At 33.4% G+C, this 15,629-nt stretch carries 20 protein-coding genes; 13 read left to right on the plus strand and 7 right to left on the minus strand.

What is annotated here, in order from left to right; all coding sequences use genetic code 11:
* Positions 1-15 precede the first annotated feature (15 nt).
* From K8P03_RS05205 to K8P03_RS05260, 12 genes are all read left to right on the plus strand, one after another.
* A complete protein-coding gene (locus tag K8P03_RS05205) occupies positions 16-240 on the plus strand; it encodes a hypothetical protein (RefSeq protein WP_223419020.1) in 225 nt (74 codons plus the stop codon).
* On the plus strand, positions 241-414 hold the full coding sequence (locus K8P03_RS05210; RefSeq protein WP_223419022.1) for a hypothetical protein: 174 nt from the start codon (positions 241-243) through the stop codon (positions 412-414). It abuts the gene before it with no gap.
* Positions 415-471: 57 nt separating this feature from the next.
* Positions 472-2,511 (plus strand): collagen-like protein, encoded by a 2,040-nt coding sequence (locus K8P03_RS11220; protein WP_263285021.1) that lies wholly within the window; start codon positions 472-474, stop codon positions 2,509-2,511.
* Between the two features lie 14 nt (positions 2,512-2,525).
* Positions 2,526-4,448, plus strand: coding sequence for a hypothetical protein (locus tag K8P03_RS05220; protein ID WP_223419024.1), 1,923 nt, complete (start codon positions 2,526-2,528; stop codon positions 4,446-4,448).
* A 62-nt stretch (positions 4,449-4,510) separates the two neighbouring features.
* A complete protein-coding gene (locus K8P03_RS05225; protein ID WP_223419026.1) occupies positions 4,511-4,879 on the plus strand; it encodes a hypothetical protein in 369 nt (122 codons plus the stop codon).
* A gap of 65 nt (positions 4,880-4,944) precedes the next feature.
* Positions 4,945-5,703: a peptidoglycan amidohydrolase family protein gene (locus K8P03_RS05230; protein WP_223419029.1), complete on the plus strand. Its 759-nt coding sequence runs from the start codon at positions 4,945-4,947 to the stop codon at positions 5,701-5,703.
* Between the two features lie 81 nt (positions 5,704-5,784).
* Positions 5,785-6,177 (plus strand): hypothetical protein, encoded by a 393-nt coding sequence (locus K8P03_RS05235; RefSeq protein WP_223419031.1) that lies wholly within the window; start codon positions 5,785-5,787, stop codon positions 6,175-6,177.
* 647 nt (positions 6,178-6,824) lie between these two features.
* Entirely contained in the window at positions 6,825-7,136 is a 312-nt protein-coding gene (locus K8P03_RS05240) for a hypothetical protein (protein ID WP_223419033.1), read from the plus strand.
* Between the two features lies 1 nt (position 7,137).
* Positions 7,138-7,473 (plus strand): hypothetical protein, encoded by a 336-nt coding sequence (locus tag K8P03_RS05245; RefSeq protein ID WP_223419035.1) that lies wholly within the window; start codon positions 7,138-7,140, stop codon positions 7,471-7,473.
* Between the two features lie 47 nt (positions 7,474-7,520).
* Entirely contained in the window at positions 7,521-7,724 is a 204-nt protein-coding gene (locus K8P03_RS05250) for a hypothetical protein (protein WP_223419037.1), read from the plus strand.
* Between the two features lie 23 nt (positions 7,725-7,747).
* Positions 7,748-7,999, plus strand: coding sequence for a hypothetical protein (locus tag K8P03_RS05255; RefSeq protein ID WP_223419039.1), 252 nt, complete (start codon positions 7,748-7,750; stop codon positions 7,997-7,999).
* 234 nt (positions 8,000-8,233) lie between these two features.
* On the plus strand, positions 8,234-8,428 hold the full coding sequence (locus K8P03_RS05260; protein WP_223419041.1) for a hypothetical protein: 195 nt from the start codon (positions 8,234-8,236) through the stop codon (positions 8,426-8,428).
* Positions 8,429-9,720: 1,292 nt separating this feature from the next.
* On the opposite strand, the gene K8P03_RS05265 is transcribed toward K8P03_RS05260, so the two are convergent.
* The 7 genes from K8P03_RS05265 to K8P03_RS05295 all read right to left on the minus strand — a co-directional run bounded on the left by K8P03_RS05265 (position 9,721) and on the right by K8P03_RS05295 (position 13,020).
* Positions 9,721-10,032 carry a hypothetical protein gene (locus tag K8P03_RS05265; RefSeq protein ID WP_223419043.1) on the minus strand — a complete coding sequence of 104 codons (312 nt, stop codon included), beginning with the start codon at positions 10,030-10,032 and terminating at the stop codon, positions 9,721-9,723.
* Positions 10,033-10,047: 15 nt separating this feature from the next.
* The gene (locus K8P03_RS05270; RefSeq protein ID WP_223419045.1) at positions 10,048-10,452 is read right to left on the minus strand and encodes a hypothetical protein; all 405 of its coding nucleotides are present in this window, start codon (positions 10,450-10,452) and stop codon (positions 10,048-10,050) included.
* 12 nt (positions 10,453-10,464) lie between these two features.
* Positions 10,465-10,935, minus strand: a complete 471-nt coding sequence (locus K8P03_RS05275) for a hypothetical protein (protein ID WP_223419047.1) — start codon at positions 10,933-10,935, stop codon at positions 10,465-10,467.
* A gap of 68 nt (positions 10,936-11,003) precedes the next feature.
* On the minus strand, positions 11,004-11,480 hold the full coding sequence (locus K8P03_RS05280) for a hypothetical protein (protein ID WP_223419049.1): 477 nt from the start codon (positions 11,478-11,480) through the stop codon (positions 11,004-11,006).
* A 279-nt stretch (positions 11,481-11,759) separates the two neighbouring features.
* On the minus strand, positions 11,760-12,152 hold the full coding sequence (locus K8P03_RS05285; protein ID WP_223419052.1) for a hypothetical protein: 393 nt from the start codon (positions 12,150-12,152) through the stop codon (positions 11,760-11,762).
* A gap of 2 nt (positions 12,153-12,154) precedes the next feature.
* On the minus strand, positions 12,155-12,346 hold the full coding sequence (locus tag K8P03_RS05290) for a hypothetical protein (RefSeq protein WP_223419054.1): 192 nt from the start codon (positions 12,344-12,346) through the stop codon (positions 12,155-12,157).
* A 491-nt stretch (positions 12,347-12,837) separates the two neighbouring features.
* Entirely contained in the window at positions 12,838-13,020 is a 183-nt protein-coding gene (locus K8P03_RS05295) for a hypothetical protein (RefSeq protein ID WP_223419056.1), read from the minus strand.
* A gap of 534 nt (positions 13,021-13,554) precedes the next feature.
* Between K8P03_RS05295 and fusA the strand changes: the two genes are divergently transcribed.
* A complete protein-coding gene (gene fusA / locus K8P03_RS05300; RefSeq protein WP_223419058.1) occupies positions 13,555-15,615 on the plus strand; it encodes an elongation factor G in 2,061 nt (686 codons plus the stop codon).
* The last annotated feature ends 14 nt before the right edge of the window (positions 15,616-15,629 follow it).

Below are 15,629 nucleotides of genomic sequence, written 5' to 3' on the forward strand. Positions count from 1 at the left end.
AAAAAGGGACTATAAATGAACGAACAAATATTACAAAAATATAGCCAACAATTAAGTCAAAAAATCTATGATTGTTTTTGTCTTGAAACACAATTAGATATTATGATAAAAAACAATGATTATTTTGTGAAAGAGATAGAAAGACTTAGAAAGCTTTTAGATGATAATGGAATAGATTATGAAGACAAGGGTGATGAGGTTTCTTTGTCACCTGTTGAGAATATTAAAGAGGAGAATTAAATGGAAAATAACAATATTGAAAAAGCACGTGACGAAATGATTGAAATTGTTAGGAAGTACAAATTTACCATGGGTGATTTTGACCAAGCGACTTATGGGGTAAGAGATTACTTTACAAGATATGCCAAACTACCCGAAGTGGTGGAGGATGTGAAAGAGAATAGCAAGAATTAAAGGGTGTTTTATACACTCTTTTTGTTTTGTTAATTTGAATGAAAGAAAGGAGAGTTTATGGGTTTTAGTTCTTTAAATTTAATACAAGTAAAAGGCGGAAGAATTATCAAACAATCGGATAAGTCTACACCTTTTTCTTTTATTCTAACAGATTCAACTGGTAATGAAATACATTTAGACGGTAAAGAAGCGTTAATATCTTTACGAAACCCGACATCAAAAGTGTACTGGGAAACTAAAGCTAAGGTAAAAGATTCTACAGTTGACTTTAAAATGCCAGGAAATTTAATAGACGATAAATACATTCTTGAAATATCGTGTGACGGTTATGTTTTTCCCTCTGACAATGATTATATAATCGATGTTAAAAAGGGTTATGCTGAATTATTAGATGGTAAAACAGCTAATTTATATGCAAAAACCACAAAAGAGTTTGTCAGGGAAGAAGCTGAAAAAGCGGTAAAAGAACTTGGCAAAACTGAATTAAAAGGTGATAAGGGAGACAGAGGAGCAAAGGGTGAACCTGGTAAGTCGATAACTGTCGCCAATACAAAAAAACAAGGAAAAGATAATATAATTACTTTTTCTGACAATACTACTGTCACAATAAAAGACGGAAACGATGGTAAAACTGGTCCTACTGGTCCTAAAGGTGATAGGGGATTACAAGGTCCTACTGGTCCACAAGGTCCTAAAGGTAAAGACGGTACAATGACTTTTGCTGATTTGACAAAGGAACAAAAAGAGTCTTTGCGTGGTCCACAAGGTGAGAGAGGATTGCAAGGCCCTACTGGACCTAAAGGTGATAAAGGTGAGGCTGGTCCTACTGGTCCCATTGGTCCACAAGGTCCTAAAGGTAAAGACGGTACTGATGCGAGTGTATCAATTGTCAATAACCTAACTGACGGTGGGGTTGATAAAGTTTTGTCTGCTGAACAGGGTAAAGTACTTTTTCAGTATGCCAATGATGGAAAAGATAAAATAGCCAAAGCTATTGTTGGCAAAGGAACAGAGGCTGATAAAAGTGAGTCTTTTGATAGTTTGGCTAGTAAGATTGGCAGCATAAAGTCGGGATATGGTAAGGGAGATATAATACCGAAAGATAAGATAAGTCTAATGAAAGATAGAGAATTAGTTTACAATTTTACCTATGAATTTGACAGCCCGATAATAGATTATGTGATAAAAAATGGGATTGTATATTATATTACTGAAAAGTCTGTTGGGGCTCGTACATACGATAACCGTGAACTACGCAACAGACCCAATCCTACAAATACTGATAAGAGGTTTGTAGGATTGGTTGACACCTATGACGAAGATTATACTATACGTGCAATGACCAGCGGAGGAGACTACTTTACTTTTAAGATGAGGACAATAGGTCAAATGGATATGGATGCACATATATTGTTGGGGAATAGTTTAAAAATGAATAAATTCGACCAATATGTTCATATTGACGATAATATAACAATGATTTATGATGGAAATCAATTAAGGGGGTTTCAAACTTCACCTAATCTTGACAGCAAAATCAAGACGTGGACAACATTTAAACCACTTGACGGAGTAGATGAGCCAATTGTAGGACTATTACCTTTTTATGGAAGTGGTCAAAGATTTTATTTATTATATTCCGATGGGTTGCGATTAGTAGGGCCAGCGTTTCTTAAGGGAGAATGCTGGAGACAAACTAGATATGACATATTGCATAATTCACACCGTTACACAGAACTTAAGAACATTAAAAGTGGGGTGTATCGAACAGGATATAATGATTACATTCTTAACACAGGGGACCGTATAATGAGAGTGTTTACCAAAGGTGTTTTTGATACTGTTGATGTTGTATCTGGAAAATTTGATATAACTGTAAACAATGATTCAGAGCTTCTCGCATTGAATGATGCTGGAGAATTGAAAGTTTATGGAAGTCGACTATCGGAAAGAGAGTGTGCGACATACAAGGTCATTAAAGGGAAAAACCTTAAAACAGATGGCCCTGACAGCGTGTACTTGATAAATGAAGGCAAAAGAATTGTGAAATATAAATGGAAGTATGGCAAAAATCGTGGCAATTACAAAGTCTTATAAAGAAAGGAGAAACAATGGCTAATATATTGAACACACTTAACCTCATCCAAGTAAAAGGCGGGGTTAATATTAAACAAGGGGATTCTAGCTCGGTTTTAGAGTACGAACTTGGTTATACCAATGATAATAATATGATGACTGACCCTATGCTAGATGGCAAGACAGCCATTATCAACCTTTATAACAAGCTTAAAAACACCAAATGGAGCAAAGAAAGTGTTGTAAAGGGTAATCGTGTAAGCTTTACAATAGATGAAGCACTCGGTTTAGGTGTATATATGGTTGATATAGAAGTTGATGGGCACGTGTTCCCATCTGACGGAGAAAGTCGTATAAGGATTCACGAGGGTTATCAGTCTTATATTGATGGTAGGTCAGCTGTTGTGGCTGTTGCAACCGCTAAGAATATTGCCAATGAGGCCATAAGACAAGCGGTGTTAGAAAATGTTGATAAGATTAAAGGTGATAGAGGTGATAAGGGAGAAACAGGTCCACAGGGAGATATCGGCCCTATTGGTCCTATTGGTCCTATTGGTCCTATTGGTCCTATTGGTCCAAAAGGTGATAAAGGTGATAAAGGTGATAAAGGTGATAAAGGTGATAAAGGTGATAAAGGTCCAAAAGGGGAAGATGGTAAAGACTGTGAAGTTATAGACAATCTTGAAAGTGAAGATGGAGAAAAAGCCTTATCAGCCAGACAAGGTAAAGTTTTAAATAAAAAATATGATGAGCTTTTTTACGATGTCGATAATGGTAAGAACTTGATTGCTAAGGCTATTGTCGACAAGAAAGGTGAAGCTAGTAAAGGTGATAGCTTTAAAGACTTAGCAAATAAGATTGGAGAAATAAAAACTGGATGGGAGCCTGGGCATAAATTTGAACCATGGGAATTAAAAGCAGAATATGAAGATTATTCTGACAAGGAGCCTTTCTCACTTATTGAAAATATAGATGATGCATTATCCGTATCAGTTACTAGCGATTTCTATTTTATAACAAAAGGAGGAAAATTGTCCTTATTTTCTGGCTTAAATGAAGTATTAAGTTCTGATAAGCACAAGTATATGAATCTATGGGAATATAGGGATAATAGTTGCCTTGGGGTTGTTAGTGTGGATAATAATGGATTTATTACACTATATGGAATTTCTATGATACTTGAAGAACTTTGGTCTATAGATACAAAGATTCCAACAAATAAAAACATAGATTTAGTATTTGCTGAAAATACCTTAGTTTCGTCAGCGAATGATAAGTCGATTATTGAAGTTCACAATTTGGTAAATAAAAAACATCTGAGGGTTTATAACTATGATGATTTTTATAAAGGATTTAGTTCGACAGGTGTGCACAATGGTAATACTGTTTCGGCAATGAATAGTAATGGTGATATTTTTAATTTCAACCTAGGTGAATATAAATTAGACAAAATAATATATTGTACTAAAGATAGTTTAAGTATTCATACTTCAGATAATAAAATATATGGTTTCCAAATTATAAATGGGATTCTTAAAAATCCAACATTAAAGATTGACTTATCACAGTGGGCAAAAGGAAATCTTCTATCTTGCAGTTCATATTCTTCAGGTGATAGATATACATACGAAGGTATATCGTTATTAGTAAATTATGATAAAAGTGTAAGTATTTCTTACGAATGGAAATTTGATAAATTCACAGAAGTTGAAACTCAAAATGATGATTTAACTATAACTTCTGTAAAAGATAACTGGAGGATAATAGAAAGAATCAACTTAAATACAAAAGAAAAAAGCATTGAGAAATTGCCAAATTATGACAAATTAGTAAAAACCATATTCACATCAGACCCTGTAAGTTGTACGAGGATTATATTTTTTGTATTAAATGGTAATCTATACAATTGGGGTACTCATAACAATATAACACATTACATTTTACCATCACTTGCATAGAGAGGTGGTAGTATGAAAAACAGAGGGTGTGTCCCCAAATAAGGAATAAAAGAGGTGATTATATGATAGAAACTACAAAAGCCGTATCCGAGTATGGGATATTGATGGTGATTGCTGGGATTTTCTTGTACTTTTACATTACTGATAAAAGAGCCTGGACAAAGAGTCAGGAAAAACAGTTTGAAAGAAGCAATGAAATTAATGACAAACTTACAAAAATCATTGCTGAAAATACGGCTAAGATTAATATCCACGAGTCGACTCTTGACAAGCATACTGATGAAAGTAGGCAAAGTTTTGATGAGTTGGGGTCTAAGATTGACAGGATAGATGGTAAGATTGACATGTTGCAAGCCCGCACTAAAGAGACAGCGACTAGGGAAATGGCCGAAGAAATTAAAAAAGAAGTAAGAAGTTTAAAAGAACAGTAGGGATTAGATTTGTCTAGTCCCTTTTTATATGCGTTAAAAATGTTTGTAAAAGAAAGGAGTTATATATGGGAGATATTAAAAAAGCTTTAAAATGGATGGAAGACCATCATAGGACAAAAGGAAACTACCCTTATAGTATGGTTAGGAGAAATGGTAATCCTGGCTTTGATTGTTCTAGTTCTCTTTTTTATTCTTTGATTGCAGGTGAGTTTTTGTCAAAGACGGCTATGATTGGCAATACTGAAACACTCTTTGCACTTGCTAGACAAGGGAAGGTGTTAAAAGAAATCTATTCTTATGATGAAGTACAACCTGGAGATATTTTTATCCGTGGTGGTGAAGGTACTAGTCTAGGTGCTAGGGGTCATACTGGAATGTTCTACAAGAAAGATGGGATTATTCATTGTAATTACTCTAACAATGGCATTAGCAAGAATGATTTAAACTCATACCTAACATACTATATTGACAGAAAAAGGTCGGCTAATGAGAGATATTTCAGACCTATACCACAAGATACAGTTAGACCTGTTAGTCAGAAACCTGTTATAGAAATTGCCAAAGAAGTTATAGCGGGGAAATGGGGAGTAGGACAGGATAGGGTGAGAAAGCTTGAAAATGCAGGCTATAATTACAAGACTGTTCAAGATGAAGTAAATAGACAACTAAGAGAAAAACCTGTTTTCCATACTGTTAAGGCTGGAGATACCTTGACAGGGATTGGTAAGAAATATGGGGTAGACCTTAAAACAATTTTGAAGAGAAATCCTCAAATCACCAATCCGAATATTATTAAGGTTGGTCAGAAAATAAGAATTAAATAAGTGAGAAAAATGGGAGAGTGTAAAAGCTCTCCTTTTTGATTGAGTAAAAATAAGCGTTTAGATAAAAGAAAGGATGTTTAAATGAAGGAAAGTTTAACAATTTTAATTAGTATTATCACAGGTCTTGCTGTTTTGATGTTGGTTAAGGAAGTGATTAGACAAGGTAAGCTTGCTGGTGAAAAGATTGAGAATGAGAAGGTTAAGTTTGCTTTTAATCAGGTGCTTGATTTGGCTGAAACCATTGTGGATAGTTTGAATCAGACTGTGGTAAAACCTTTAAAAGAAAGTGAAACATTGACTTTTGATGTTAAGGAACAAAGGAAAGTTTTAGACCAAGCTAAGGCTAGGATTAAAAATAATTTGGATGATAAAAGCAAGGAACTTTTAGAGGCTTATCTTGGTTCTAGTCAGAAGGTTGATTACTATATTGAAGATGCGATTGAAGCCCAAGTCTTTAAGAGTAAGAAGAAATAAGTAAATTAGAAAAGTTTATGCTGATTTACAGACTATTTAAATCACCTTTTGGTGAGTGTAAGAGTCTATATCGGCTACAGTACAAATACAATATAAAGAAACGAGGTATTCCGAAATTTTACAACACCAAAACCTACCTTGTACTGGGGTAGGTCTTTTTTAGTGTTTGAATTTGGGGTATAATAATCTAAAGGCAATATCTCGGAGTCACTGATTGTGGTGACTCTTTTTTAGTGCAATATTTTATGAGATTTTTTAGTGCAATATTTTAAGAGATTTTGGACTAGGATGGTACAATATTTTGCTCAAAGGTGGTATAGTGTTTATGGTCATAGATTGATATGGCCAATGAGTAATGTGAATGTTCCATTTGTTTACATTATTCCTATTATATTATTTTGGGAAAAAGCACTTGAAAAGGTTGATAATAAACCATATACAGGTGTTTTTTTCTTTGTGCCTAGGTTAAGAACGTGGTATAATATAAGTAACAAGAGAGGTAGGGCATATCCTCTCTTTTTTCTTTGCCTATTTGTAAGGTATGTGTGAATTTATTTAAAAATATACTTGACAATATCTAACTCGGGTGTTATAATAGTATTAAGATAAGACAAGAGCTTATCAAATAATATAATAGGAGATGTAATATGGTAATAATGGAAGAAATCAAAGTGACTGAAAAAGAACTTGAACAGATTAGAGAGTTGGTCAAGAATCATAAGTATCACAACGTGAGAAAAAGCGTATTGATTATGAGAAATATCTTCACAGGTGAAATCACAATCGAGAATCAAACAACCTATTCAGAGGATAATGGGGCTTTGAGATTTAGTAGGGCAAAAGATGAGGAACTACTTTGGTGGTATGAAAGATTTGACTGGGAAATGAATGGTCAAGATGGTGAAGAAATGGCAGATGAAGTTATTAACAGTATGAGAAAGACTGTTGAGGTAATCTAAGATGTACCAATACGAAGACTTTATAAATGATAAATTAGAAGAATTGACAGACGATGAGCTAATCAAAGTGGTTAATAAGTATCCACAGGAAAGAATTGGAAAGATTTACTACAATCACGAACATTTTGTTGACAACTTTTGCAAGAGTAAAAAACAGATTGATGAAACTTATAACTTAGAAGCGTATAACACAAAAGACCCTTTTGTATATACTGAATGTGATTACTTGCCAATAAGCATAGATAGGGATGAGCTTGATATGTTGGCTTATAGAATCATTGACAAGCTTGTAGAAGACGGATGGATGCTAGAAGAATTTAAAGAAATGGAAAACTAATCGCAACCCCTTAATGGGGTTTGTGATTTAACATACAGGAGAATGGTATGAATGACAATCTAACAATGAGGAACCTAAGTGCAACATATTATGACAGAGATATGGACCAATATACCTTGGAGTTTTTCGATGGTACTTTGGTTGATGTGGATGGCAAAGTGTTTGATGGTATGGAGATTGATGAATGGTTTTTTGATGATGAAGACAATGTGAATCTTGCAGTTAGGGAAGGGGTTGTAAGGGAAGATTAATCCCTGTAAGGAGTTATAAGAGAATGAGCGTAAAGAAAGTAAGTTTAAAAGACTTGAGACAAGAGATTAAAAGGATTGGGGAAGAAACAGATATTAACCCTTTTATCAAATTTACTTATGATGAAAGACCTATAATCAATGCACAGGTGAGTGTTGCTGGTATTGGTGCTAGAGATTTGGCTGATATGGAAGATTTTGCAAGGGATTTACAAACTGTGATTGATATTGTAAAGACTTTTAAGTATCAAGGTTATGAGCTTGACTATACACTTTAAAAAAACAAAGAAAAAATGAGTATTAAAAAAGCCCTCACGTGGAGAGCTTAATTACCCCGCTAATGCGGGTATAAAATTTTTACCCTTAAATTTTAAAAAGTAAGGTCATCACTGTTAAAGTGAGTATATATTTTACCCTTAACTTTTAATAAAATAGGGTCACCCCTGCTAATGCAGGTAACTTTATAGTCCTATTATAATCTAAAAAACAAATAATGTCAAGGGGAGGGATATGTGGCGGAAAGTAAAACAAGTGAAGCCCAAATGAAGGCGGTTAGAAATTGGGAAAAGAACAATCCTGAAAAGGTTAAGTACATGAGGTATAAGTCTGGTGCTAAGACCTTTGCCAGATATTGGGCAGATGATGAGGATATGAAAGAAGTATTTGAAGTTTATAAGAACGAGAATCCGAATTGTAATTTGGCTTGAACGTGGTTGAGAATTGGCTTGAACAGGATTGGCTTGAACGTATCTAGCAATGAAATGGCTTGAACAATTTGGCTTATTAGTTCATATTTTGGCTTATCATACATTTTGGAATCGGCTTATCATACATTTTGGAATCGGCTTATCTTTGAATGAAATTCATTGGTGAGCCTTTTTCTATGTCTTAACAAGCCTTTTTCTCTGTGTAGAATCAGCAAGGGTAAATTTTATCACCTGGAGAGGGTTTGAACAAAATGACGATTGGGTTATGTTTTGGCTTATGAGATTTGGCTTATGTATTTGGCTTATGTAATTATCATTTTGGCTTATGTAATTATTAATTTGGCTTATCTATGCTTGAATTATGTAAGTTAATCCAAAAATATCTTTTACATAGTGATTTTAAAGGTGTAATTATACCTTTAACAAAATAAAAACGCTTAGAACGTAAAATATAAAGCTTTGTTGATATATCAATGTTTATAAGGCGTATTTGACTGATTCTGTAGTATTTACAAGGTTGTTAAGGTTCTGGAAGAGTATCAAGCGGGGAAGATGAGTGTAAAATGGGGAAGATGAGTGTAAAACCATTATTAAAGGATTTGAAGGTGTTTTGTCAATGTAAAGTATTATTATAATGATTGCAATGTTTGCAAAGATATTCAAGTATTTTATTAAAGTCTTAAAGTATTTTATAAAGATTAAAGGTTGTAAAATTTTAAGGTAGTAAATTTTATATAGTTTTAAAGTGGTAAAGTTTATATAAATTTTAAAGTTTTACGGTGATAAAGTACGGTTGGTAAAGTGTGATAGTTTAAAGTGATAAAGTTTTGGCGGTTTTGGATTGTGGATTGTGGATTGTGGATTGTGGATTGTGGATTGTGGATTGTGTTATAATCAGAGAACAAGGACAAGGACAAGGACAAGGACAAGGACAAGGACAAGGGCGGTAAAATCATAAGGCTTTAAATTGCCCCGTGCTAGACTAGTTTTTAAAGGGGTAATTATATGGATAAAAATATAAAACGCCTTAAAACGTAAAATAAAGCGTCGCTTTTTTGGTGGTTTGGTGTAATTGTAATGGTTTGGGCGGGGTTTGGTGTGGTTGGTGATTGTGCATCGTGGTTCGGGTGTGGGATCTTAATTGTGCAGCATGATTTTAAAGCAATTTAAAGGCCCTTTGATTAGGGCTTTAAGTTTTTATATAACGTATTTACTAGCTTGCTTTATTTGATTAAAGCTTTTTTGTCTTGCTTGATAGTCGCTTTTATATCTTTTTTCGCTTTGTCTTATCTTTAATAATTGCAATAATCTTCTAAACATTCGTTTTTATACCTCTCTTTATACTTTAATACTTTATCTAACAACTTTATTATGGTTTCGTCTTTATGTTTTACAATCTTTACTGCCCCGTCACAAGGGGGGAGGATTGTGCACCATTTCTCATAGTCAGGTTTTAAGATTGAAATTCTGTATCCTTTTGGGGCTTTATCAACATATGTATGATAGCCCTTTTCATCTATTTTAAATATGAAATGTTTTGATGTAAAGCTTTTATAGCGTGGTAACTTAATGTAAAAGCTATGATTTAATAAATTTTTATTCATCTTTTTACCTCCCTTTTAGAATGTATCATATCTAAAGTTTTCTATCATCTTTATTTTTTGTTCGTCGGTAAATGTAAAAGTTATACAATTATTTAAATTGCCGTCACACGGTGTACGGTCTAGACTTAATAAACGCCAAGTCCCGCTTTTGTATAGTAAAGTAAAGCTTGTGCCGTATGGTGTGTACTTGTAAGCTTTAGCAAAACTTTGTAAAAAGGGTTGCACTTCTACCTCTAAACCGTCCCACGTGTTTTTTGGTAAGCGTCTTTTAGTCAACATATTTTCAAGTTTTACACGAATATTTTTAAAGAAGATAACATCTAGAGTCCTCTCTTTACATCCTTTTTGTACTTCTTTAAGTGTGTTTTCTAGCTTGTCCCAGTTTTTTGGTGTGCTATTTAAAAGTATGGTTTTAATCATTGTTTTACTCCTTTATAGTCCTAATGATTTTTCAATCCTTGTTTTTCTTTCATCTAATAGCTTGATAGGCAAGATAATTCCTTCTAAAATATCATTTTTATTTTTAATATAGATAGGATACCAAGGGTTGGCGGTGTGTTTGTATAACTTGCAATCATTATCAAAATACTTTAATGAATTGCTATCAAAATAAAACAATTTATTTTTAAAACTACCGACCACCACTCTGCCGTTGTTTTTTGTCTTTTCATCTTCTAAAATTTTGTAATTGTCGATTAATTCCAAATTATTAAGCCTATTTTCCTCAAAACAATAATCCATGGTAGTCCTTTTCATATCTTTAAATATATTGTCAGTTTTTGGTAATATCCAAATGTTATAAGCGTCAGTATAAAAATTTTTGTCGCCTAATTCGCCTATCCAAATATTTTGCCCCTTTACTAGTCTACTAGTAACGTATTTTAATAATTGTAGTGTTTTCATGTTTTTACCTCTTTTTTAATTGTCTTATCTCAATTGTCTTATCCTTAAAGGGGCTTTAATACCCCTTTTTATCTAACTTTTATATCACCATTTAAGAAAATGATTTTCTTTATCCCTTGCCCTAAAACTTTTTCAGTCCATTCTCTATAATCTTCTAGATTGTATAATTGATCAGGGTAAAGTGTTACACGTCTAATACATTTCTTATTTTCATATATTATAAAGTCCCTTGATAGTCCCCAAAAAATTGCCTCAAGCATCCTCAAAGTTTGTAAGTCAAAAACTTTTTCGGTATTATAGATAAATATTGCAACATGTTTTGTTGTTAGTTTACAAGACTTATAAAAGTTATAGCCGTTTTTACATGCTTTTAATTCGTCTAAACTTTTTTGGTTAACTTGATAAAATTCATTATTATCAAGCTTGTATTTATAGTAAATATCATCTTTACCCTTGATATATATTTTTATATCATAAGTATCACATAATCCTTTTAATACTTCTTTTCTTGCCTTAAATGGTTGGCGTTCTATTAATGTTAGCATGGTTTTACTCCTTATACCTCATTTGCAAAGTGTCTTTTTTGGTTAGGTTGGTAAGTCCTAATGTTTGATACAAAAAATCTTTTACGTGCTTTAAAGTTGTTTGAGTGTAGTTTAATGATACGGGATTCATGTGCACTACTTTACCGTTGTAAATTGTTACCATATTTGTATTGTATGAGTACAAGTGCACGGCATCACGACTTTGCCCTATTAAAGCCTTACCATAATAACTTTTCTGATTATATAATTTTGGTTGTAATTCGGTATACATCATAGCTTTTACGCCTCTTTAAATTCTTTTATCATTCGGTAAAGTTCTTTATAAGCTAGATAAATTGCATAGGTTTGTAATCCTAACCACGTTTGTCCGTGGTAAATATAACTATTTTCATATCTTTTTAATTCGCTTTTAGTCAATAATCTTTCCATTATATCAATATCATTTACAAGAAAATTACCACCAATAGAGGCTGTTTGTGCATCCTCTGCCCCATTAAAGGCGTAATATTCGCAATAATTCAAGGCATCTTTTTTAGTCTCTTTTAAGTTTTGTAAAATATCTAGCATGTAAAGTTTTACGCCTTTGCCAAATTTACTTCTACGCTTTAAAGTGTTTACCTTATCTATTAATTTTAAAATATCATCTTGACTTAAAATTATATCTTTATTCATGTTTACACCTCTTTATAATCATTTTTTAATAACAAGCTTTTTAATTCTCTTATCTTCTTTTGGGTAACAATTATAGTTATATCACCATAATTAGTGAGGTGCATAAGGTGGCTAAATTCTTTTTTACTATGGTCTATGGATAGGTTATAGGTATTCCCATTAATATCTAGTTTTGTCTTATAATTAATAATCATCTTTAATCCTTTACTTTTTACTTATAAAGTAGTAAGATTATATATACAATGAGGGTATGTAAAAAGACCTTTATTGTGATAAAGTGGGCGTCAAACTACTTTATTTTGCTAGAGTGCTAAAAATTGCCGTTTTTAGTGCTCTTTTTATTTACTTTTTATTAGGCTTATATACAGGTTGTAAATACCTTTTTAAAGCCCTTATTTTGCCTTTTAAAGGCTTTTATATACCTTTGATAGGGGGTAGGTCCTTAATCTTTACTACATAGCGTTTACGGTGCTTTTAACCATCTTTTAGTGTGTATCATCCATCTTTACATCATTTTCTTTTACGGCTTTTTTGTCCATCTCTTTATATAGTGGCTTTTGTCTTTTAAAAGATTGATAATTTTTCAACCGCCTCAAGTCCATTGCCGTTGTTTATCTTATCTTTTGTTATTATTAGTATACCACGATGTATTACATTTGTCAAGCAATTTTTAAAACTTTTTTAATTATTTTTTTAAAAGCTTGTATTTTTCGTCAAGTGCTTTGATACCTTCTTTTATAGTATCAGTCAAAGTCAATTCAAGTCTATCAGCTAGACCGTCAAGTTCTTCTTTTTCTTCTTTTGTCAATCTCACGCTTACCGTGATATTTTTTGGATTGCTTGAAAATCTTTTTCTCTTTTCAGTCAATGTTTTTTATCACCTCCATTGTTTTATTGTTAATCTTATTATATCATATGTATTACATTTGTCAAGCTTTATTTTAAATATTTTTATCTTTTTTAATTCCTTCTTTATATAGGGGAGAACTTGCAAGTCTTTTACACCGCTTGTTTACTACATTAAAGTATCTTTTCAATTCTATAATAGTTATGTTTTACATTCTTTTTATTTTAAAACGAATACCCCCCCTCTTGCAAGTGATTGGCATTACCAGTTAGAACGGTTCGGGGCAGCCTTTTCCAATTTTGAGAGTGTTTTTTCGTTCACGGGTACACTTTACCGTACGAAAGCGTTTAATAAGCCCAAAATCCGTCACAAAACCGTCACATTTATTGTGGTAAATTGTGTAAAATTATGATTAATGATTATCTTTTAAAAAGCTAAAAACATTAATTGCAAACGATTGTTGTAAAATGTGAGTCATATGTGCTATAATATTATTATAAATATAAAAATGGACAAATAATTAACAATAGATTTAAGTCCAGAAGGAGATATATTATGAAAAATTATAAGACATCTAAGATCAGGAATTTAGCCTTAGTAGGGCATTCGGGTGCAGGTAAAACATCACTTACTGAAGCCCTTTTATTCAAGACAGGAGTTATAGATAAAAAAGGTAGGACAGAAAATGGCAATACAATTTCTGACTACGAAAAACAAGAAAAGAAAAGACATATTTCTCTTCAAACATCAATAATTCCAATAGAGTATAACGATTTCAAACTAAATTTCATAGATTCTCCAGGATTTTTTGACTTTGAAGGCGAAGTGCTCCAGGCTCTAAGAGCTTGTGAAAGTGCACTTTTTGTAATAGATGGGGAAAAGGGAATCGAAGTTGGTACAGAAAAATATTGGAAGTATACTCAAAAGATTAACCTCCCATCTGTTATTTTCGTTAATAAACTAGATAAGGAAAACGCTAATTTTAACAAGGTTGTTTCTGACCTTCATATCGAATTTGGCAAGAAAATCATTCCTCTAACCCTAATGCTCGGCGAAGGCGAGAACTTCGAAGGCATTATCGACGTTATGGATAAAAAAGCCTATTCTTATGAAAATAACGAAAAGAAAGAACTCGAAATTCCAGAAATCAGAGTGGCAGAAGTAGAAGAAGTTTATAACCAAGTTATAGAAGCTGTTGCCGAATCTGATGATGAATTAATGGAAAAATTCTTTGAAGGCGAAGAATTCTCTGAAGAAGAAATCAGAGAAGGTCTATCTAAGGCCATCCTTCAAGGTAAGGTTGTTCCACTAATTGCTGGTTCTACAGAAAAGATGATTGGTTTAACTTCACTTCTAGATGTGATTTGCAAATATATGCCATCTATAGATGACGAATCTGCAAACATTGGTTTTAGGGTTAAAGAAGGTTACCAAGCTTTCGAAACCAAGGAAGATGCACCATTCTCAGCTGTAGTTTTCAAGACCCTTGCAGACCCATTCCTTGGCAAGATTTCAATTTTCAAGGTAGTGAGCGGTTCCATTTCCAAAGACGATAAACTTTATAACGCAACTAAGGATTCTGATGAAAAGATTTCTTCACTTTTCTTCCTCAGGGGCAATGAACAAATCAAGACAGACAAGGTTGTTGCGGGCGATATAGGTGCCTTTGCTAAGCTTGATAAGACTCAAACTGGTGATACACTCTGCTCTAAGGAAAACAAAATCGAATACAAACAGATTAAGTATCCAAAACCAGTTTTATTCTATGCAATTAAGGCAGTTAGTCGTGCGGATGAAGATAAGATTTCAGAAGCTTTACAAAAACTAAATGAAGAAGATCCAACCTTTGCAAACGAGATGAACAGAGAAACCAGCCAACAAGTATTATCAGGCCTCGGCAATGTTCAACTTGAAGTTTTGATGGATAAATTAAAAGACAACTATTCTGTAAATACAGAAATTATTGAATATAAGATTCCTTACAGAGAAACAATCAAGGGCAAATCAGACGTTCAAGGAAAGCATAAAAAGCAATCCGGTGGTGCAGGCCAATACGGTGACGTATTTATCAGGTTTGAACCAAGCGAAGAAGACTTTGTCTTTGATGAAGAAGTATTCGGCGGCGCTGTGCCAAAGAACTACTTCCCAGCAGTAGAAAAAGGTCTCGAAGAATCCCTAGCAGAAGGTCCACTTGCAGGCTACAAGGTTACAGGTATTAAGGCAACACTATACGATGGTTCTTACCACCCAGTTGACTCAAACGAACAAGCCTTCAAAACAGCAGCAAGAATTGCCTTCAAGAAGGGTATTGAAGAAGCAGACCCAATCCTTCTAGAACCTGTTATGAGTCTAGAAATCAACGTTCCAGATGCAAACATGGGTGATGTAATGGGCGATATGAACAAGAGACGTGGTAGGATTTTAGGTATGGAACCACAAGCAGACGGCAGCCAAGTTATCAAGGCAGAAGCTCCACTTGCAGAAGTTCTAACTTACGCTATCGATCTTAGAAGCCAAACATCAGCTAGGGGAACATTCTCAATGGACTTTGTAAGATACGAAGAAGTTCCAAAAGAAATTACACAAAAAGTTGTAGAAAGCAAGAAAGAAGACTAAAAGTCAGGAGGCAG

This window comes from Anaerococcus murdochii, assembly GCF_019957155.1.
GTDB lineage: Bacteria > Bacillota > Clostridia > Tissierellales > Peptoniphilaceae > Anaerococcus > Anaerococcus murdochii.

What these genes read in the sequence shown, in the direction of transcription:
- K8P03_RS05285 (WP_223419052.1), bottom strand. Translation starts at nt 12,152, where the DNA reads ATGAATAAAGATATAATTTTAAGTCAAGATGATATTTTAAAATTAATA.
- K8P03_RS05270 (WP_223419045.1), bottom strand. Translation starts at nt 10,452, where the DNA reads ATGATTAAAACCATACTTTTAAATAGCACACCAAAAAACTGGGACAAG.
- K8P03_RS05275 (WP_223419047.1), bottom strand. Translation starts at nt 10,935, where the DNA reads ATGAAAACACTACAATTATTAAAATACGTTACTAGTAGACTAGTAAAG.
- K8P03_RS05230 (WP_223419029.1), top strand. Translation starts at nt 4,945, where the DNA reads ATGGGAGATATTAAAAAAGCTTTAAAATGGATGGAAGACCATCATAGG.
- K8P03_RS05245 (WP_223419035.1), top strand. Translation starts at nt 7,138, where the DNA reads ATGTACCAATACGAAGACTTTATAAATGATAAATTAGAAGAATTGACA.
- K8P03_RS05280 (WP_223419049.1), bottom strand. Translation starts at nt 11,480, where the DNA reads ATGCTAACATTAATAGAACGCCAACCATTTAAGGCAAGAAAAGAAGTA.
- K8P03_RS05290 (WP_223419054.1), bottom strand. Translation starts at nt 12,346, where the DNA reads ATGATTATTAATTATAAGACAAAACTAGATATTAATGGGAATACCTAT.
- K8P03_RS11220 (WP_263285021.1), top strand. Translation starts at nt 472, where the DNA reads ATGGGTTTTAGTTCTTTAAATTTAATACAAGTAAAAGGCGGAAGAATT.
- K8P03_RS05250 (WP_223419037.1), top strand. Translation starts at nt 7,521, where the DNA reads ATGAATGACAATCTAACAATGAGGAACCTAAGTGCAACATATTATGAC.
- K8P03_RS05265 (WP_223419043.1), bottom strand. Translation starts at nt 10,032, where the DNA reads ATGAATAAAAATTTATTAAATCATAGCTTTTACATTAAGTTACCACGC.
- K8P03_RS05255 (WP_223419039.1), top strand. Translation starts at nt 7,748, where the DNA reads ATGAGCGTAAAGAAAGTAAGTTTAAAAGACTTGAGACAAGAGATTAAA.
- K8P03_RS05220 (WP_223419024.1), top strand. Translation starts at nt 2,526, where the DNA reads ATGGCTAATATATTGAACACACTTAACCTCATCCAAGTAAAAGGCGGG.
- K8P03_RS05205 (WP_223419020.1), top strand. Translation starts at nt 16, where the DNA reads ATGAACGAACAAATATTACAAAAATATAGCCAACAATTAAGTCAAAAA.
- K8P03_RS05235 (WP_223419031.1), top strand. Translation starts at nt 5,785, where the DNA reads ATGAAGGAAAGTTTAACAATTTTAATTAGTATTATCACAGGTCTTGCT.
- fusA (WP_223419058.1), top strand. Translation starts at nt 13,555, where the DNA reads ATGAAAAATTATAAGACATCTAAGATCAGGAATTTAGCCTTAGTAGGG.
- K8P03_RS05210 (WP_223419022.1), top strand. Translation starts at nt 241, where the DNA reads ATGGAAAATAACAATATTGAAAAAGCACGTGACGAAATGATTGAAATT.
- K8P03_RS05240 (WP_223419033.1), top strand. Translation starts at nt 6,825, where the DNA reads ATGGTAATAATGGAAGAAATCAAAGTGACTGAAAAAGAACTTGAACAG.
- K8P03_RS05225 (WP_223419026.1), top strand. Translation starts at nt 4,511, where the DNA reads ATGATAGAAACTACAAAAGCCGTATCCGAGTATGGGATATTGATGGTG.